This window comes from Pseudoalteromonas sp. MMG005, from assembly GCF_018101015.1.
Lineage (GTDB): Bacteria > Pseudomonadota > Gammaproteobacteria > Enterobacterales > Alteromonadaceae > Pseudoalteromonas > Pseudoalteromonas aurantia.
The window spans coordinates 189433-209320 of sequence record NZ_JAGJEK010000006.1 but is presented as its reverse complement, the minus strand read 5'-3'; the positions used below and the strand labels follow the sequence as shown (position 1 = coordinate 209320).

General features: G+C 39.7%; 14 protein-coding genes. 8 read left to right on the top strand and 6 right to left on the bottom strand.

The window, feature by feature from the left end; translation table 11 throughout:
* Window positions 1-224 precede the first annotated feature (224 nt).
* Window positions 225-2822 carry an ExeM/NucH family extracellular endonuclease gene (locus tag J8M01_RS06845; RefSeq protein WP_211057471.1) on the top strand — a complete coding sequence of 866 codons (2598 nt, stop codon included), beginning with the start codon at window positions 225-227 and terminating at the stop codon, window positions 2820-2822.
* A gap of 162 nt (window positions 2823-2984) precedes the next feature.
* On the opposite strand, the gene J8M01_RS06840 is transcribed toward J8M01_RS06845, so the two are convergent.
* Entirely contained in the window at window positions 2985-4940 is a 1956-nt protein-coding gene (locus tag J8M01_RS06840; RefSeq protein WP_211057470.1) for a fibrinogen-like YCDxxxxGGGW domain-containing protein, read from the bottom strand.
* A gap of 75 nt (window positions 4941-5015) precedes the next feature.
* On the bottom strand, window positions 5016-5798 hold the full coding sequence (locus J8M01_RS06835; RefSeq protein WP_211057469.1) for a PhzF family phenazine biosynthesis protein: 783 nt from the start codon (window positions 5796-5798) through the stop codon (window positions 5016-5018).
* A 731-nt stretch (window positions 5799-6529) separates the two neighbouring features.
* Here J8M01_RS06835 and J8M01_RS06830 point away from each other — a divergent pair.
* Window positions 6530-6994: a helix-turn-helix domain-containing protein gene (locus J8M01_RS06830; protein ID WP_211057468.1), complete on the top strand. Its 465-nt coding sequence runs from the start codon at window positions 6530-6532 to the stop codon at window positions 6992-6994.
* A 1081-nt stretch (window positions 6995-8075) separates the two neighbouring features.
* Window positions 8076-8942: an MBL fold metallo-hydrolase gene (locus J8M01_RS06825; protein WP_211057467.1), complete on the top strand. Its 867-nt coding sequence runs from the start codon at window positions 8076-8078 to the stop codon at window positions 8940-8942.
* An 892-nt stretch (window positions 8943-9834) separates the two neighbouring features.
* On the opposite strand, the gene J8M01_RS24180 is transcribed toward J8M01_RS06825, so the two are convergent.
* The 3 genes from J8M01_RS24180 to J8M01_RS06815 all read right to left on the bottom strand — a co-directional run bounded on the left by J8M01_RS24180 (window position 9835) and on the right by J8M01_RS06815 (window position 11354).
* Window positions 9835-9969, bottom strand: coding sequence for a hypothetical protein (locus tag J8M01_RS24180; RefSeq protein ID WP_282100517.1), 135 nt, complete (start codon window positions 9967-9969; stop codon window positions 9835-9837).
* A gap of 244 nt (window positions 9970-10213) precedes the next feature.
* Window positions 10214-10450 carry a hypothetical protein gene (locus J8M01_RS06820; RefSeq protein ID WP_211057466.1) on the bottom strand — a complete coding sequence of 79 codons (237 nt, stop codon included), beginning with the start codon at window positions 10448-10450 and terminating at the stop codon, window positions 10214-10216.
* 172 nt (window positions 10451-10622) lie between these two features.
* On the bottom strand, window positions 10623-11354 hold the full coding sequence (locus J8M01_RS06815; protein ID WP_211057465.1) for a porin: 732 nt from the start codon (window positions 11352-11354) through the stop codon (window positions 10623-10625).
* 152 nt (window positions 11355-11506) lie between these two features.
* Here J8M01_RS06815 and J8M01_RS06810 point away from each other — a divergent pair, with 152 nt between their 5' ends.
* The 5 genes from J8M01_RS06810 to J8M01_RS06795 all read left to right on the top strand — a co-directional run bounded on the left by J8M01_RS06810 (window position 11507) and on the right by J8M01_RS06795 (window position 19005).
* A complete protein-coding gene (locus J8M01_RS06810; RefSeq protein WP_211057464.1) occupies window positions 11507-11686 on the top strand; it encodes a hypothetical protein in 180 nt (59 codons plus the stop codon).
* Between the two features lie 123 nt (window positions 11687-11809).
* Window positions 11810-11944, top strand: a complete 135-nt coding sequence (locus J8M01_RS24175; protein ID WP_282100516.1) for a hypothetical protein — start codon at window positions 11810-11812, stop codon at window positions 11942-11944.
* A 467-nt stretch (window positions 11945-12411) separates the two neighbouring features.
* Window positions 12412-14379: an FAD-dependent L-amino acid oxidase gene (locus J8M01_RS06805; RefSeq protein WP_211057463.1), complete on the top strand. Its 1968-nt coding sequence runs from the start codon at window positions 12412-12414 to the stop codon at window positions 14377-14379.
* 60 nt (window positions 14380-14439) lie between these two features.
* Window positions 14440-16239 (top strand): thiamine pyrophosphate-binding protein, encoded by a 1800-nt coding sequence (locus J8M01_RS06800; protein WP_192509711.1) that lies wholly within the window; start codon window positions 14440-14442, stop codon window positions 16237-16239.
* Between the two features lie 192 nt (window positions 16240-16431).
* On the top strand, window positions 16432-19005 hold the full coding sequence (locus tag J8M01_RS06795) for a zinc-dependent metalloprotease (protein WP_211057462.1): 2574 nt from the start codon (window positions 16432-16434) through the stop codon (window positions 19003-19005).
* A 237-nt stretch (window positions 19006-19242) separates the two neighbouring features.
* Here J8M01_RS06795 and J8M01_RS06790 read toward each other — a convergent pair whose 3' ends face one another.
* Entirely contained in the window at window positions 19243-19875 is a 633-nt protein-coding gene (locus J8M01_RS06790) for a hypothetical protein (RefSeq protein ID WP_192509709.1), read from the bottom strand.
* Window positions 19876-19888 lie beyond the last annotated feature (13 nt).

Genomic DNA, 19888 nt, shown 5'->3' with positions numbered 1-19888 from the left:
CCTGCAATTTCACTCTAATCCATACATACCAACCTTATCAGGTAGCGACTATACCAACACAGCCCGACCAAACGTTTCTAATCCCATGCTAAAAAACAAGACGCCCAACCAAAAATACAACAAAATAAAAACATTTGACACATTTTAGAAACAAAATTAAAGTAGAATATCTACGCTAAATTTTCTATTCAAAATAATAAATCTAACACGGGAACAATAAGAAAATGTTTAAAAAAGCGATTTTAGCATCACTCATTTCAGCAGTATGCGTACCAGCACATGCACAACTCATTATCTCTGAATATATAGAAGGCAGTAGTAATAATAAGGCTATTGAGCTTTATAATACTGGCACAGATACCATTAACTTAGACGGTTATGCACTCTCTTATTACTTCAATGGTAAAACGACCGCAGGCAGAACCATCAACCTTGAAGGCTCCATAGCAGCAAATACCACCTTTGTTATTGCACACACTAGCGCAACGGCAGAACTTGCGAATAAAGCACAACTACTCTCAGGTGGCAGTTGGTACAATGGTGATGATGCCGTAATACTGAGTAATGCAGGTAATACAATCGATAGCTTAGGCCAAAAAGGGGTTGATCCTGGTAGTAGCTGGTCTGATTCAGGTGTGAGCACTAAAGATCGCACTTTAATACGCATTAGCAGTATTTCACAAGGTGATAGTGACGATAGCGACGCGTTTATTCCTTCTGAACAATGGACAGCATTGGCAAAAGATGACTTTTCTAATATTGGCAAACATAACAATGAACAACCACCAGAACCGCCGACGCTCACTTGTAACGAAAACAATGTACTCATAAGTACAATTCAAGGTAACATCGATGAGAGCCCATTATTAGGAGAATATGTTGAGATACAGGGTGTTGTTACAACAGCACTGCAAGGGGACGACCAACTCAAAGGTTTTTTCATACAAGAAGAAACCACTCAGTATGATAATGATCCTCTCACTTCAGAAGGAATATTTGTAGCCTATACAGGCTCCACTGTGACTGCTGGAGATGTAATCAAACTTTCAGGGAAAGTGCACGAAGAGTACGGACAAACTCAAATTAATTCTGTCAATGGTATTACCAATTGTGGCACAGCACCGGTATCTTCAACGGATATCACCATGCCAGTACTTCCAAGCCTAGAAGCATACGAAGGTATGTTGGTTAATGTGACCAATGAACTCATTGTAAATGATACATATGGTTTAAAACGTTATGGTGAAGTGAAGCTCGCCAGTGAGCGACTGTATCAAGCAACTCAACTCGCCCTACCCGGTGAGCCAGCTAATGCATTAGAAGTACAAAATAAGCAAAAAGAGCTGACCCTCGATGATGGTATTTCAACTCAAAATCCAGAAGTGATCCCCTATCCAACTCCAGAGCTTGATGCTTACAATACTATGAGGCTAGGAGATAAAGTCAACAATATTCAAGGCGTATTAGGCTTTGGGTACGGGCAGTATCGTATTCACCCAGTACAGCAACCGAGCTTTATACAACAGAATCTCCGTACTGAAGCTCCTCATGTAGCCGAGCGGGGAGATTTGCGTATTGCCAGTTTTAACGTCTTAAATTACTTTAACGGTGACGGCCAAGGTGGCGGATTTCCAACGCCCAGAGGGGCCGACACTCAAGAAGAATTTGACCGTCAAAAAGCCAAAATAATCACTGCTATGCTTGATCTAGATGCCGATATCATCGGTATTTTAGAAATGGAGAACGATGGTTTTGATGAACTCAGTGCACTGGCCGATTTAACCTCTTCATTAAATGCACAAGATAGCACCAATCAATATGCTTATGTCAATTTGAACACCGCACAAGTCGGTGGCGATGCCATTATGTCGGCACTCATATACCGAAGTAATAAAGTCAAAGAAATAGGTAATCCGTCATTTACTGAAGCCGAACCATTTGATTACGGGAACCGTCCACCTGTCATGCAAACTTTTGAGTCGCTGGCCAGTCAAGAAGCGTTCAATGTGGTTATTACACATTTAAGATCCAAAGGGAGCTGTAGCCGTGCTGAAGGGTTAGATCAAGACCAAAATGATGGGCAAGGTTGCTGGAACCTTACTCGTATCAATGCAGTAAAAGCACTCTCAGCGTGGGTTTCAACTGAACCAACGGGCATATCTGATCCTGATACATTGATCTTAGGTGATATTAATGCCTATGCCCAAGAAGATCCTATTCGTACCTTCACTGAGCAAGGATATACCAATATCAAACAACAGTTAAATGGCAATACAGCTGACTATTCATATGTATATAAAGGACGCATTGGAAGCCTTGACCATGCCTTTGCCAGTACAGAGCTTATGAATAAAGTCATAGCCGTATCTGATTGGCATATTAATGCAGATGAACCAGCTGCACTTGACTATAACACTGAGTATAAATCTGATAAGCACAAGGCAAGTTTGTATTCAGAGCATGCTTATCGCTCTTCAGATCACGATCCCATTGTGATTGAACTTAATACGACGCCTGCCCAAGATATCATTGAAGGAGAATTTACAGATATCAATGGCTGGTTATGGTGGCAACGTTTTTCTATTGAACTTCCTGAAGGGTATAATACTTTAGAAGTGAATATTGAGGGACAAGGTGAAGCCGACTTGTATGTTCGACATAATAAAAAGCCTTATTTTCTCAGCTTTGATTGTCGTCCATATCTTTGGGGCAGCAATGAACAATGTACCTTAACCAATGCCCAAAGCGGTACGTGGCACTTTGGTATTCGCGGCATATTCCCCTATCAAAATGTCACACTAAAATATAAAGCAACGAAATAATATCAGTTGTATTAGGGGTTGTGTTAAATAATCGCTATAAGATATCCACACTGCAATAAAAAAAGCTGGGTTACTTAAACCCAGCTTCTACTGTTATCTGATAAAAGGTGACACCCTACAGCACTAAAACCTCATCAACTTTAACACCAATCATCTACTCACTTATTTTACATAAATACGCAGCTGGTCTTGCTCTGCACCACTGTATCGCGTGTCTAAATAAGGCCAAATATCAAATTTAGTGCTGTGCTGGTATAACGATGCACCAACAGTAAGGTAAGCATCGGCTCTAGAGGTATGTTTAGTACTCAATGAAATGTAAGAATAGTCAAGCCCTGTACTGCTGCAACCACTTACTTCATCATGCCATAAATATGCAGTATCGTAAGGCACCACGGGATAACTTAAACTAGAAACATCACTAATTTTTACGCACAAGCTACGCTGCAGTTTTTTCTTATTAATGAAAGCAACCTTGTTATTCTCATCAATGGTCATAATACCGACTTGCATTGACGTCAAAATACTCTGCCATTTATCATCTGTAAACACACCTAACTCAGTCGGTTCCACTAAGTGTTTGGTAACGAGAGTGTCTTGTGCATCCTTATGATTGGCGACCAGTGTCCAGCCTCCATCAAGGTTAGTCATATCACAATAAGCATTAAATCCATTATCTTTATGTAAGCCTGAGGGTTCTACATAATATATACCATCTGACGCATTAGGTGTTTGTGCATAGATTGATGCACAAGTAATGGCATTTGGATCTAGCGGTGTTGGCTCACTTAAATCAATGTGACCTTGCACAAATTTACCATAATATTCCAACTCACCAATCACGATAGCATTATGACCATAATTAGATTTAACAACCAACCTAACGTATCGGCCAAACGCGGGTTCATCCAAAGTAACGACACTTTGATTGACATTTTGTAAGGTAAAGCTTTCGTGATCCTCAAACGTTATATTGTCATTTGAAACTTGAAGTGTTACTTCCTGAGGCGCCATACCTCCTTTTCGTGCACCTTCATAAACAAATAATTTGAAGCCAGAAATGTAAGCAACTTGCGTAAAAGCAACTTGCAACCATTGAGGAGTATTCTTTTGATAACCAAGCCAAGCACCATTGCTTACTTTTCCTAAAGAATCAACATTCACCTTAGTGGCACTGTCATAGCCATCAAATGCACTGGCAGGTACATATCCCGGGTAGAACGTACTTGCACTATAGTGGCTGTCATTGAGTCCATTCGTCTTGTTTAGTGCTATATTTTTATTTGTACCTATTTCTTCCGCAGGGATAAACGTAAGCCCAGGGTACAAGTTTTCATTTCTAAAACTAAAAGTATCTCCACCGTATGCCGTGTTGCTGGTCGCAAATATCTTACCTTCAAAATCTAAAATACTGACCGATTCATTTACATGTGTCACTTCGCTGTCAGCGGTACGCTCTTCGTGAATAAATAATCGACTGTCGTTAATCCTTGTGCCACTGTGATTTAACAGCTCAGTTTTTACAATCAGTGACTCTCCATTAGGCATAGTTACATTACTTGATGGTGAATAAACGGCTAAGTAATTAACAGATTCCGCAGTAAAGTTAGTACTAACATTCTCTGCATAATCTAATGTAATTTTATAACTCTGCCTGGTTAAATCTGACGTCCTGACATTAAATGCATGGGCTGAGTTATTGCTCGTGGCACTCAAAAATAGCTTTGGAACTTGAGGGAACTCTTCTTGAAACACCAGTAGCTTATTCTTATTTGTTAAATTCAGCGTCCCCGCTTCCAGTATTGTGCCATCACCTAATGTATAGCGCCCTTGGCCTATAACTAAATAAGGTACGGTCTCTGTATCATGATGTTCATTTGCCGTACTCCATTCTCTAAACTTTACAGAGAAATTATGACTGGATGTTTTCTGAACACTTATGACTCCCGCTTCTTTGTCTCTATAAGAAGGCGCCCCCATAATAAGGATTGGCTCACTAATTTCATTAATAGCAAGCTGGTATGCTTGATCTGTTACTTCAATCGTGCCTACTGAGTATTCCATACCAGTACAAGTGCCAGCAAACATCGCACCAAGTAACATACATTTCTTTAACATCTTTATCCTTATTAACATTCGTCTTATTGTGTACTAAAACTCTAAAAGCACTCAAACATAGCGTTTACATTGACATCAAACGCTAATTTCACCTTGCAAATAATCGATGGCTTGACCTGACAGTACCACTTTTTCTCCTTTCACATTGCACTCAACAACACCTGTTCTTGCAGAAAGCTGCTTACCAACAAGCTCTGTCTTGTTGAAGAATTCAGCCCAAAAAGGTGCTAATTCACAGTGTGCGGAACCTGTTACAGGATCTTCGTTTACACGTAGTTTAGGAAAAAAGCAGCGACTCACAAAATCCACATGGTCTCCTTTGGCTGTGACGACAACACCTCGTTTGTCAAGCTGCTGCCATGCGCTAAAATCTGGGTTCAACGCGTTCACCGCTGCTTCATTCTCGAGTACAACCACATAGTCAAACCCAGATCTTACTTGGCAAGGTGTCATATTACCTAGCCCTTTTAACAAAACGTCAGGTGCATCAATTGGGTGGACCATAGTCGCAGGGAACTCCATTGAATACCCACCCGTTGCCTTGCTAACGTGAAGTGGACCACTGCGCGTTAAAAAGCAAATCTGCTCACGGTAATATCCCAAATGTGTAAATAATACATGTGCAGTGGCCAATGTAGCATGACCACACAGATCAACTTCTTCCATTGGTGTAAACCAGCGCAACTGATAACTATCCCCTTGGGCAACGAAAAAAGCCGTTTCAGATAGGTTATTTTCTTCCGCTATTTTTTGTAATAGCACATCATCTAGCCAATCTGTCAACGGTATAACAGCGGCAGGGTTACCTTCAAAAGCTTGAGTCGCAAATGCATCAACTTGGTATATAGGCAATTTCACTTTTTACTCCTTGGCGTTTTTAAACGTACTTGATACTTATTTTGGTAAAAGAAAACACGTGATAATTTTATACCTTAGTGATTTCACTATTTAAACGGTTTATTCTCACTGCTCAAAACTCAGATATGAAGTAAATATCGCATTTATTATATTTTATCATCAATACCTTACAAAAATACAACATAAATTAGTTGACACTAATTACTTTCACCCTCAACCTGTGGCCCACAGCACACCTGACGTATAAAGTCAGACCACTAAAACGCCATCAAAAGACAAAGAACCTCGCAACAATGAGTTATATGTTCCTGTATTTTAACTCCTATTACCCATATGAGAACCTATCATGGCCCACTGTAAATTAGATGATAAGATAAAACCTAGAACAAACCCATAATCGGTAATGACAACAATCATTGATGTAGGTATATCTGACCTATGTAACACATCTCGTTCAAAAACAATTTTTAGAACACTAAAAAGAGTATTAGAAGGTTAACGTTACTCCACTTTTTTCATTTCAGATCGCTTTGGCTGCTAGGCCTTTGTAGCTTGGAAATACAATAAAACACCATAAATAATAGATGTAATATAAAGTTAACTTTCAACAGCCCCCCATTTTGACTTTTATCACGTAACCGTTTCAGGTAAAAACACACCACACTCTCCTTTGAAATTGCATGTACTTGCATGTATAGTGCTTAACATAGATATGTAGAATTGGACTAAAAATGTCTCAAAATGTAGAAGAACATACAGTTGATGCTTGGATAGCCTTATTTCGAGCAAAAGAGCACGTTCTTAGTAATGTTGAAAAAGTATTCAAGCAAAATGGCCTACCATTGTTTCTGTGGTATGACGTGCTTTGGGAGCTTGACAAGGCGGGTAGTAAAGGCCTCAGACCTTTTGAAATAGAACAAGGGATGTTAATACCGCAATATGGCATGTCACGATTGTTAGCTCGGATGGAAAAAGCAGGGTATATCGTAAGATCTCCTTCTTCGGTTGACGGTAGAGGACACCTAGTGTCAATCACACAGTCTGGGAGTCAAACTCGCCAAAAAATGTGGCAAGTTTATTCTCAAGAAATTCAGAGTAGTGTCGGTGATAAGCTCACTGAGGAGGAATGTCATTCACTTCGTTCTATACTCGCTAAACTCTTTGAGCGAAGTGTTACAGAGGTTGAAACGAAGTGAAAAATGACTAGTACGTTGAAATACGAACCTTTTACAACAAAATTTTAATTGTGGTCTAATTTAACATATGCAGAGTCACTTATATAAAGTGAACTTAAAGCCCGTTGCATCTAGTCACTTTTTATACTCTGCAAGTTTTTCTCCAAGCGTAAAGAAGCATTCTTATGTGATCCATGACAAATAAGGTTATCTTTACCATGTATAGGAATACATGAATGCACGTAAGGGAGGTGATTTTGTATGTCTATTTTGTCATAGGCGTTTATTACATCTGGGTAAAAAAGTATAATTTTATTTACTCTACCTTTTTGAAGTAACTCAATATTTTCAATATTCACTCACTACTTTAAAAACTTTACCTGTACGCCTGAACATTTCCTATATTACGGAGTTTATAGGTTGGCCCCTTATGTAGCTTAAAACACCTTTATGGATACCATTTTCATTGAAAACAACTTTGTCATCTGACAGAGTCACTGCTATTGCGTGATTAGTTGGGTATCCATCTAATACTTGCAACTCTTCAAATAAAAGACGCGATCCCTAGACAGGAACAAATATGTTTTTTGATCAATCCTTGCGTTGCTCTTTCTAAGGGAATAAATCATAACTCTCATGTAATCCAGTATCATAAAGCAAGGAGCGGAAGAGTTCATTATATATACCGCTTTGTTCTGCGTATTCCTCATTTTTATATTCCACCTTAAACATTGATGATAATTTTGCTCCCGCAATAACAGTTTTTCCTCGAACACCTCAAAGCTACTCATAACCGTATTTGTTATGCCTTACTTTCAATCTAGCACCTAACTGTAACTAAACCTGTCAAAATTAGCAGTCTCAGAGTTAAGTGGCTATACAAGCTCATGTAATCATTGGGTATTTATTAACTCATTGTTACACCGCGTGTAATACCTTCGCTAATTTGTATATTGCCTGCGTCATATGCAAATTCTACAACTGCAGACATAGATTTAGATGCAACTGCATACTTGCTACTTGACAGTGAATGCACCTGCATTTAATATAGATGCACATGCATTCATATTTAATTTTAAATCTTTAATTATAGGACGACCCAATGAAAAAACTGACATCGGCATTTTTTATAATATTTACGTTATTCTTAAGCACTCATTCCGTTTCACAAGAAGTGAGTGTAAATAAGATCTCAAATAATGTTTATTCTATGTTTTTATACCACGTTCACTCTTTGGTAGTAATTGGTGATAAAGGTGTGTTATTGACCGACCCTGCAAACTCTGGTCGTGCGGCTGAACTTAAGGAAGAAGTTGCTAAATTAACCTCTTTACCAATAACAAAAATTGTACTGACTCATGAACATTATGATCATGTAGGTGGTACCGAAGTGTTTAAACATGCAGAGGTTTACGCCCATAGAGCAACAGAGCCTGTATTTCGTTTGGATGTGACAGATCAAGCTCCAAAAAAAGTGCATCATTACCTTGATGATAAAACCAGCTTAACTGTGGGGGAAACGCAGGTAGATTTGTTGCACTACGGCGCAGCAGATGGCGTGGGAATGCTAGCGGTACATTTACCTAAAGAGCGCGTTGTTTATTCAGCAGACCTTTACGAAACTGGTGCAATAACAAAAGGTGCGTTTATAGCAGACACCAATTTTCTTGGTAGTCGTATTTTGCTAAATTCTCTGATTGATTTTAACCCTAAATATGCAATCACTTCGCATTCAGCTGAACTTGACCCTCAGCATTTAAAAATCGCGGCTCAATTTTATAACGACCTATATAACGAAGTTCAACCTGTGTTGCTAAAAGCAATGTCAAAAGGGTATGGCCCGTTGATGCAAGCGGTTGGTTCCCTACCACAACAAGTGAAATTACCACATCACAAAGATCTGGGTAACTACAATGATTTGTCTAAACATGTAGAGCGTATGGTATTTTCAATATTCCACGGAGGGTAGTAGTACAACATTATTTTCTCCCTTTAACAAAAGCAAATGTAGATTTACCTTTGTTAAAGCACACAATCAGTTTATTACCCATGCACATATTCTGTTTGTGGGCTTCGTATTGTCATTTATCTATGGTTTATGCCATAAACTATGGCTAAATAACCTTGAATCTGGACTGACTAAAGTTTAATTTTTTGCTCACTAGCTTGGTTCAGCGACTTTTTTAGTTGGCCTCAACCTAAGTTTTAACAGTATGGTTGCTGAAAAAGAGATTGAGCCAGTCATGGCATTGGTATCTGTTGCAATATTGATAGGGATACTAACAATGACCCTCCTCCTTATTGAAACTAAAGAGAATCCATAGCACAGACATTTAACGCATTTTAGTAGCCTAATTATTATTCACTGGAAAAGGCTTTTAGTCAGTCGGAACAAAGATTAACGTTATTTATTGAACGCTTAGGAATAAAGAAGTCAAAGTAATGTTTTTGTTTGTTCCCTTTATAAATACTTCAATAAACTCACCATATTTATGTCAATATTGAACTGTAGCGCAACCACGTTGCCCAAGCTTATACCATGAATATAAGCTGCATATGAGCTCACCTAATATGCTAATCTAAGTCATTATTTCCCTTTTTAAAGCTGATTTAAAAAAGGTATATGGACTCCTACATTCATTTATCTGCGCTGGCACAACTGCTACCTAAAAAGTATAGTTTGGAGTTAGATAAGCTATTTTTTGGACGGGGAACACTCGAACGACGGATGCCTTTCAAGTGTTTTTCCCATCTTTATGTAGTTTGTTAAAAAGGTGATCAGTTAACGGCCTGTTTTACCCGCTTTGAGTGAATCAAATACCATGATGTGATACGTCTCAATAGATCGGTCCTTCCCATTATTAAGCACCAGTGAGCGATGTAATTGATTCACGGCTAATTAGATCGATAGTTATTGGGTTAACCCCTAAACGAGCTGGATACTCTCCCAGTATAATGATGCGACCTTCAATCACCATGTCTATATCTTCAGGCACTGTAAAGGTACCACTTTGTAGTACTCTTCTGGCATGACCTAATTTAATAGTTAGACGATAATAGCTACTTCTTGCCCCGCCGTGCCGGCGATATAACTATTATCAGTATCAACTGCCAAATCATTTAACAAGGAGCTTGCAACAGTGATTGGCTGTGGTAGGTAAATTATTTTGGCTGACTGTTCATTTTTTATATCCAGTCTACCAGCTTTCCTGAGCGGTCTGGGTGAGAAGCATCCCGCGGCTATAAAATGTCATTCTTGTCTACATTTAGGCCTAAAACGTCATGTAAGCCGTTATTTCCTGTTTTTGGTGCGCATGCCCATACTTTATTCGGGTAAGGTTTTACTGAGCCATTATCCATTAATTCAGCGAGCTTTACTTTGTTACCATAAAAGCCATGAATGCTAATAAACTTACCACCATTTTCACTAATGGCTATGTTACCGGGTTGAGTAAATTTAGGTAATTCAGCATACATTTCTAGCTTAGAAGTAGCCCGTGCTATGTCAGGGACAATACTGCCACTAATACTGTTGAGATGCCCTTTAAGTGGTTAATATTTAACCACGCAATTTGGCGATAGGTAAACAGAATACGACAAAAGCGACACTGATAAGTAATGCCGCTTTTTTAACTAACTTTCTATACAATTAGAAAGTATAAGTTAATGTTGCACTGAACTCATGAGCTTTTAGATCTGGAAAAACAGCTTGGTCACCAAGTGGGTCTAGGTTTGTTTGTGAGTCTTTAAAGTCAATATATTGGTAATCTAAACCAACAGAGACATTTTCCGTTAACTGATAATTGAAGCCGGCACCTATAGACCAAGCGAATTCGCTTGAGTCATTGCTAGGATAGCAAAACAGTGGGTTATCTGGACAAGCAGTAAGCGTAGAGAAATCGAGAGTTTGGAACCAAGGCTGAATATCTAATTCTGCATTTACATCATGTTTAGCAGTACCTACACCAGCTTTAATGTACGGTTTGAAGTTTTCTGCTGCCATGTCGAATTCGTAATATGCGTTAAGCATGATGGTGTCAGTTTCATTCTTGCCTAGTACTTGGAAGGTTTGATCAGCTAAGCCACCTGCTGGATTGGCTGGTTGAGGTGTGCTATCTGTTTCGTATTCACGAGTACGCCACTCTAGCTGTAGAGCAAACCCGTTACCAAAGCGATAACCAACACCGAGCCCATAAAGGCCGCCGCTATCAACATCATAGCCATTAACTGGCGTGTTACCTTGGTTAGTACCACGTTGTACAGCATTGTCTCCCGCAAAAGAAGAATGACCAGCTGTTAAGTTAATAAAGTAGCTTGGCTCAGAATTTGCGAAACTTGATGCACAAAAAAGTGCGCACGCTAAAGGAAGAAATGTTTTCATGATTATGTAACCCCTGTTTAAACCTTAAATTACTTAAAACATACACCCCTAGGGCTGTATACATTTATATTTGCATTATACATGCAAATGCATTTACCTTTAAATTATAGATGCACTTGCATTTATAATCAAGAGAAAAGCAATGCTCGTTCATGGACAAAGTGGTGCGGGTGTTGATTAAATACATCAGTTCAGAGATAAAAACGTTAAATCTAACTTTAAATCAAATGGTTATAAATTTAAAAACGCATATTGATCAAGTGGAGAAAATTACCGCCTCAAAGCAGGCTTTTCTAGTAGATGATAAGATGGATAAGCCAAAAAACTATTAAATTAGTCACTTTGGCTGTAAGTGGATATGCGGTATTGGCTGTATTAGACTACCAAGTAATTTTATCGATTCTTGCATTGTCACACACATTAAAGCCAGTCAACTAGGTAAGTTACTCCGTGTATTGGAAGTAGTTTATGCAAACCTAGATGCTAACTTCTTAATAGAAGTCATGACTCCAAGAGACAACCTTCCTAAATCAATTGCAATGGAAGCTGGTACATCTGTCGAAGAAAGTGAAATAGGTAACCCTAATTAGTCGCCTGCGGAAAAAGTTTAACTAACCCTAATATATAAAAGGAAGCTTCCTCCACATGCAAAGATACATGGTATATATCATTGCTATCAGCTTAGTAATATTCAATCACATTCACCTCCCTATTTTATGAATTTTCCCGTACGTTATCCCTTTTTCGATTCATAATTCCTTATATTCCTCACATATATCGGTGCCACATAGCAGCGAATAGGGCCGATAAACATAATACCTTGATTTAAAGGTAAAAATATATTTTTAATAGAAAACAATAACCTAAGCAAAAATATAAAAATGTAACCTGCTGTAATTACTTTTTCGTTAAGTATGAACTAAAGTTTATATGCTCAAAATTTGTAAACAAAAGGTAAAATTACAAATATAAAAAATTGAAACACTGGACAAAAATTAACAACAAGGAGCTATCTACATCAATGTGTTATCTCCTCTCATCCATATAAGGAACTATCATGACCCATTATAAATTTGGTAACGAGATAAAGTCTAAAACGATCCCGAAATCGGTAAAGGTGGCGGTTGTTGGTGCTGGTATGTCAGGTCTATATAGCGCGTGGCGGTTAGAAAAAGAACATAAAACACAAGACTTCGCGATATTCGAACGCTCAGATAGAACAGGGGGTCGCTTAGACTCCGATCTCATTAACTTTAAAAACCAACATACAGGAGAAGGTCAACCTGAGTTCATTACCGTCAAAGAAGAGCAAGGCGGCATGCGCTTCTTATTCGAGGGAATGGATGATTTAATGGCACTCTTTTTGTCGTTGGATCTACAGGATCAAATAGTTCCTTTTCCTATGAACAGTGATGGAAACAACCGTCTATATTTTCGTGGCGAGAGCTTCTCTGTTACAGATGCACAGCAAGATAACTATGCTATTTGGTCCGAGTTGTACAATTTGGCGCCATCTGAACAAGGCGTTAATCCGAAAGACATCATCAATGTAGTATTTAACCGAATTTTACAAGCTAATCCACATTTTGATGCGCGCCCTGAAGTACGCGGTCCTGAATTTTGGCAGGCATTTCGCTTAGATTGTCAGTGGCAAGATAAAGGTCTGAATGAATGGACTTTATGGGACTTATTCTCAGATATGGGTTACAGCCAAGAATGTATCACCATGCTATATCGCGTATTGGGTTTCAACGGCACCTTTTTATCGAAAATGAATGCTGGTGTCGCTTATCAATTGTTAGAAGATTTTCCTGCAGATGTACAATTTAGAACTTTTAAGGATGGCTTTAGTACATTACCTAACGCACTCGTTGATCAGATTGGTACTGAGCGCATTCACTTACAGACCAGTATTGAAGAAATTGATCACGACGAGGCATCTGGAAAATATATATTGCACTATATCCACATAGATGAACAAGGTGGCGAACATCGCAGTCAAGTCCATGCTGAAAAAGTTATTCTAGGATTACCACGCTTAGCGTTAGAACGCTTGTTTGTAAAATCAAATGCATTTAATCGATTGCCTAAAGAGCACAGTGAAAAACTCTGGAATACACTGCAAACCGCGTCCAATCAGCCATTGCTGAAAATTAACCTATATTATGATAATGCTTGGTGGGGTCGAGGGATAACAGGCCGTCCGGCGGTTGAGTTTGGACCCAACTTTGCCGACTTACCCACGGGATCTGTTTATCCATTTTATGCGGTAAACGATGAGCTTGCAGCGGCACTTATGTATGAAGAAAGAGATACCGACCCCAGTAAAAGTGTGCAACATCAACTTGATGCTATCAATAGTCAAAAATACGAACGCCCCGCCGCACTCACCATTTACTGTGATTATTTAAACATTAACTTTTGGAGTGCATTACAAAACAAAGGCGAACTTTATCATAACCCGAAACAAGAACAATCGGTAGAGAATGTCCCCAGTGACATGTATCCCGCTTCAGTTGCCGTGGTGCAACAGGCAACTAAGTTCTTCAAAGAAATCTTCAATACCCACTATGTGCCAGAGCCTATATTAACCAGTGCACGAATTTGGGAAGGCAGCGTAAATTTTGATCTTCCTGTAAGCCAACAATTTGGCTACGGTGTACACCAATGGGCCGTAGGCGCAAACGACAGACAAGTCATGGAAGATTTAATTGAGCCCCTTCCTAACTTATTCACCTGCGGTGAAGCATTTTCTGATTATCAAGGTTGGGTTGAAGGTGCTCTGCGCTCGACGGATCTGGTACTTGAACGTGGATTCGGACTGGCGCCTTTAAGTGAAGCATATGAAAGCACAACACATGTTTCTCCTTCAACCGCAATCAAAGCTGTATATGAAGAAAATTCAGCAAAACTGATCAACCAATACATTGATGGTCAATTTTCAGCAAGTGATGCGCCAATTGATAAACACCTCGACGAACACACGGTAATAGGGGTGAATTTAACCTATTTTGACAAACCATAACTTCCCTCGATAACAGGCGGTATTTTTGCCGCCTTTTTTGATCCAATTCAAGGAGCTGCAATGAATAACGTTATCAATGAATATTGTGTTGCTGATTATTTAAAAGATCGCCTCGAAGAAATTGGTGTTGAACAAATGTTTGGCGTAGCAGGTAATTATACAGCCGCTTTGCTCGATACTATTTTAGCCGATAAAGAAACGCCAATTACTATTTCCGGTAATGCTAATGAAATTTGTGCAGGATTTGCTGCTGATGCGTATGCGAGGCTAAAAGGTGTCAGTGCATTGTATGTTACCTATAGCGTTGGTGCTTTTAGCTTACTAAATACCATCGCGGGCTCATTTGTTGAACAAGTCCCGGTCATACTTATTAATGGCGCACCAACCAATAAAGAAGATCAAATATCAAAACAAACTGGTTTACTTTATTCACATACAACCGGGTATCAATTTGTTGATATTCATATGTTTAAGCCTATTACGGTAGCCGCTGAGCGTATAACTAACGCACAGCAAGCCCCTTTTCAAATAGACTCTGCAATTACCGCTATGCTCACTCAAAAGCGACCTATCTATTTTGAAGTCGCTGAAGATGTGTGGCGAACCCCCTGCGTAAAACCAACAGGAAAACTCAGCAGTGGTGTGAATGCCACAATAACCATCAGTGAAGCGGCTAATGCAGCAAAAGCAACCATTAATATGATGTTAAAGCGGCCAAAAAGTATTTTTTGGGCTGGCGTAGAGCTACAACGTTATGGGCTACAAGATAAGTTTTTGGCTTTGTTAGATGTGATCAACACCAGCCATACACTGCCGGCAAACCATATTCATTTCGTGACGTCTGCAATGAGTAAGTCTGTCATTGCTGAAACTCATCCTTGGTTTGAAGGCTGTGTCACACTTAAAAATGAAGAAATTGATACACTGGTTGGTGATGAAGGTGCACTCATTGGTATTGGCGCTTGGACCACCGGAAAAGATACAGGTAATGAAGACATACGCAGCGACAAAACGATTTTGGCAGCCCATGACGGTGTACATGTTGGTGCTGAGTTTTATCCATCAGTACAGCTTAGCGACTATTTAGATCAACTTATTGTCGCTTTTTCTGAACTCGAAATACAAAAAAACGCTCCCTTTTCGGGCCTACGACTAAAACAACAGCCTCCCCTCTTAGCCACCCAGTACCATGCTCAAAACACACTCGGGTATGACAATTTTTACCATACTTTAGGCCAATGGCTTTGCACAGATGATATCATGGTGGTCGATGCTGGTTTTCCACTTATCGGTGCCCAAAGTGTAAAAATTCCAAGTCAAAATGGGTTTGTAGCGCAGGCTTCTTGGCTATCTATTGGCTACTCGGTGCCAGCTGGCACCGGGGTTAAATGCGCTTATCCAGACAAACGCGCCATTGTAGTAGTGGGCGATGGCGCATTTCACGAAACGTGTCAGGCCGTTGCAGATCAACATGCCTACGGACAAAATACGGTGGTATTTGTTATTGCCAATGGCATTTATGGTATTGAGCAATACCTAGTTAATCCAAATCCTTTTAGAACACCGCCAGTCGATTATAAAGACCCACTCTTAGATGAAGTGTACCCTTATAATGAGCTGCCAAGTTGGAATATCGCCAATTTAACCGATGCTTTTGGTGGACAAGGCCGTAAAGTCAGTCAATTAGGAGAATTACTCAATGTTATGGAGGAAATTCGTGCTAATCCAGATACCAATTTCTTGGTAGAGGTGGTGATCCCAAAAGACAATGTGCCGAAATCCATTGCCATGGAAGCAGATACAGCTGTGGGGGAGGATGAAATAGATAATCCAAACTGGCCGCCATCTGGTAAATTTTAACCACACTAAATAATGAACAGCCTAATGTAACCCACCCTTAATGATGATTGGTCTAGCACTGATCATCATTATCCGGTTAGTTAATATTCAAGCTTCCCAGTTCACCCTATTTTTATGAATTTCGCCGTACTTTCTCACCTATTAGGCTCATAACACGTTATATTCTAGATATTGTACCTGTTAGGAATATCTATGACTTTTCATAAAAAAACGATCGCACTTGGCATTGCTGCATGCATCAGCACATCACTATACAGCCTGCCAGCTTATGCATCTGACAAACAAACCACAAAAGCTGAAAATAAGAAGCAGCAAACGATTGCTGACCTCACTAAAAACCATACTAAGCACGAAGGTCTTTTTACCTTATTTCAAAGTAATAAATCAGGCGCCGTTTTACTACAGTTAAACGAATCACAACTAAACAGCGAGTTTATACACTTTGCCCAAATACTAGATGGTTCTGGTGACTTTGGGTTCAGAGGAAACTACCGCGGCGGCACTGTTTATACATTCAATCGCGTCTTTAATCGCATTGAAATTCGCGCTGAAAATCAACATTTTTATTTTGATCCTAACAACGCAGTTAGCGGTGCCAAAGATGCAAATATTAACCGCCCAATCGTTGCCAGCGTAAAGATTAAAGCACACGATGAAAAAAGCGGCGATATCCTCATTGATGCCAAAAGTATTTTTTTGACAGAAGCCCTTAAGCAAATAAAACCATCTAAAAACCCCAAGCAGAAACCGGGAAAACGCCGGACACTTGGTAAGTTAAGCAAAGATAAAACAAAATATTTAGCACTGCATAACTACCCTAAAAATACCGATTTAAGCATTGAATATGTTTATGATAACGGTGCCCCAGTAAGACCGACGGTTACCAGACCAACTAGCGCGGATTTTGCCTTTACTGACGATCGAAGTATTAATATTCATGTGCGCCACAGCCTAGTCCCTATGCCGGAAAATAGTTTCAAGGCCCGTTTTGATGACCCCCGTATTGGTTATTTTGGTCAAACAAAATATGATATGACATCACTTCAAGACCCGACCCCATATCGTGATGTCATTAATCGCTGGCACTTAGAGAAAAAAGATCCAAACGCCGCAGTATCTGAACCGATAGAGCCCATTGTTTGGTGGATTGAGAACACCACACCACTAGAATACCGAGACACAATCAAACAGGCAGCATTAGCGTGGAACCCTGCATTTGAAAAAGCGGGATTTAAAAACGCCATCGTAGTGAAGATACAGCCTGATGATGCTAAATGGGATGCAGGAGATTTACGTTACAATGTAATGCGTTGGACATCGTCTCCAAAAGTGCGCTTTTCAGGCTATGGTCCTAGTTTTGCAAACCCAAAAACAGGCCAGATCCTAGGGTCAGATATTATGCTTGAGCTATCAAGCTTTAGACGCCGTTTAGATACACTTGATTTATTCAGTGGCACACAAGCAACAACATCTAACGACCATCATGACCACTCAGCATTGTTCGAATCAGCACAATTTGGACAAGCAGCCTTAAATGCCTCTTCAGCGAGCAGTGCTGATAAAGCACGCTTTATCAGCGAGTACTTACATTATTTGGTGCTACATGAAGTGGGTCATACGCTTGGGTTAAACCACAATATGCGTTCAAGCCAATTGCATTCAAAAGACAAAGTGCAATCAATTATGCCAAGTGACAACCTTCCTCTGACTGGGTCTGTCATGGAATATCCGGCGATTAACTTTGCCCCGCATGGAAAGAAGCAAGGGTTGTACTACACCACTATGGCTGGCCCATATGATAACTGGGCCATTGAATATGGTTACTCTAGTGCACTAGACAATGCGCACGCAGAGCAACAACGCTTAAATAAAATCTTAGCGCGCTCAACTGAACTGGGTAATGCGTTTGGCAACGATGCGGATGATATGCGTGCACCAGGCAAAGCCATCGACCCACGCGTTAATATTTATGACTTATCAAATGACGCAATCGGCTACGCCACCGATCGTTTAGAAACAGTAAATATACTGGTCTCCGATTTATTAAATCGCTCTATTGTTGAAGGTGAATCTTATCAAGGCTTAGTGACCGACTACGCGCTACTAAACCGTGAATATCACAACAATGTAGGTGTAATTTCTCGCTATATTGGCGGCGTATACGTAGAGCGTGATTTTGCGGGTCAAAAAAATGCAAAGACCCCATTCACACCCGTGCCTGAAAAAGAACAACGACGTGCTATGCAAGCATTAAGTAATTTTGTGTTCGCACCAAATGCATTCTCTGTCGATCAAGCGCTGGCACAACACCTGCAAACTCAACGCCGTTTCTTCTTTAACTACTCAAAAACAGAAGATCCAAAGTTTCATGATATGGCATTACGCACACAAAAATCGGTGCTCAATCATGTGCTTCACCCTGTTGTGTTAAAACGTATTGTAGATACCGAACTGTATGGTAACGAATTTAAATTAGATGAAGTATTTGCTGAATTGACGAATGCGATTTTCAAAGTCGATGCAAGAAAAGACGTTAATAGCTTTAGACGCAATCTACAACGTGAATATGTAAATCGTTTAATAAAAATTGCCAATAACGACAAGCTAGGTGCAAGCCAGCAAAGCATTCAAGCAATGGCCCGTTACAACCTGAAAGAAATTAAAGATATGATCAAGCGCCGTAAAGGTGACACGGTCAGCGCTGCGCATAAGGAACAACTGATTTATTTGATTTCTAAAACACTCAACCCAAATGGGAAAGCATAATTATGATGCAATAAGTCATAATTCCTCCGCTTACAAATGAGCTGTATACTTGAAAAAACGGTGCTAAATTAGCACCGTTTTTTATCTAACTTTCCAGTGTTTTTGAGTGGTTCTGACACCACGATAGATACGTTCAACTTACCATTAATCATACGCATTCTGAACAAGCTCATACACCAAATAAATTTCAAGCATCAACTTAGCGTGCACCACCAATAAACAAGTGTGAATAGCGCATTAAGATTGGTAATATTCATGCGAGAAAAACAGCTTTAAATCACGGTAAAGGGGGGTGAAAAAATAGACTAGAGAGGTCCATTCTTCAGCATTACCAATTAACCCAGTGCGTGACAATCTACCGAGTAATGCACCCACTACATCCCTTTTTACATTGAGTTCTCGTACACAATGATCGAGTGCGTCTGAGTATTGCTCATGCGGGTTTGGTAAACTGTCATCATCAGCCACTCGCTCTGGTTCTTTAACGTGTAAGTCGTCAGTGTAAGGTAACCCCCCTTCCGACAAATAGTGTAAAATCATGATCTCGCGATAAGATAGCTCAGAAAAAATCGCCAATATTTCTTGATAAAAATCAGGTTGGTGCTCAATAATTCCTTGGGTTTCACTAACAATAAATAAGTTTTTTAGCGCATTCACTTTGGCTTCAACAGATGCGCGCTCCACAGCTTCAATCGTACGAATTATACACGCCAAGTAACTCGGGCTTTTTAATTTTGCTTGTTCAATAGACAGCATGTTGCTCTCTAACATCGACAGGATCTGCTCTTGCTGGCGTTGCTCAGAGCGCTTTTTTAACGCCGAAAAAACTTTACCAGCGACTTTTGCTTCGGGGGCGATTAACCCAGTCATATTAATTCCTTTT

Bases quoted from the DNA above. Each gene is read 5' to 3' on its own strand.
- J8M01_RS06845 (WP_211057471.1), top strand. From the start codon at position 225: ATGTTTAAAAAAGCGATTTTAGCATCACTCATTTCAGCAGTATGCGTA.
- J8M01_RS06840 (WP_211057470.1), bottom strand. From the start codon at position 4,940: ATGTTAAAGAAATGTATGTTACTTGGTGCGATGTTTGCTGGCACTTGT.
- J8M01_RS06830 (WP_211057468.1), top strand. From the start codon at position 6,530: ATGTCTCAAAATGTAGAAGAACATACAGTTGATGCTTGGATAGCCTTA.
- J8M01_RS06825 (WP_211057467.1), top strand. From the start codon at position 8,076: ATGAAAAAACTGACATCGGCATTTTTTATAATATTTACGTTATTCTTA.
- J8M01_RS06820 (WP_211057466.1), bottom strand. From the start codon at position 10,450: ATGTATGCTGAATTACCTAAATTTACTCAACCCGGTAACATAGCCATT.
- J8M01_RS06815 (WP_211057465.1), bottom strand. From the start codon at position 11,354: ATGAAAACATTTCTTCCTTTAGCGTGCGCACTTTTTTGTGCATCAAGT.
- J8M01_RS06810 (WP_211057464.1), top strand. From the start codon at position 11,507: ATGGACAAAGTGGTGCGGGTGTTGATTAAATACATCAGTTCAGAGATA.
- J8M01_RS06805 (WP_211057463.1), top strand. From the start codon at position 12,412: ATGACCCATTATAAATTTGGTAACGAGATAAAGTCTAAAACGATCCCG.
- J8M01_RS06800 (WP_192509711.1), top strand. From the start codon at position 14,440: ATGAATAACGTTATCAATGAATATTGTGTTGCTGATTATTTAAAAGAT.
- J8M01_RS06795 (WP_211057462.1), top strand. From the start codon at position 16,432: ATGACTTTTCATAAAAAAACGATCGCACTTGGCATTGCTGCATGCATC.
- J8M01_RS06790 (WP_192509709.1), bottom strand. From the start codon at position 19,875: ATGACTGGGTTAATCGCCCCCGAAGCAAAAGTCGCTGGTAAAGTTTTT.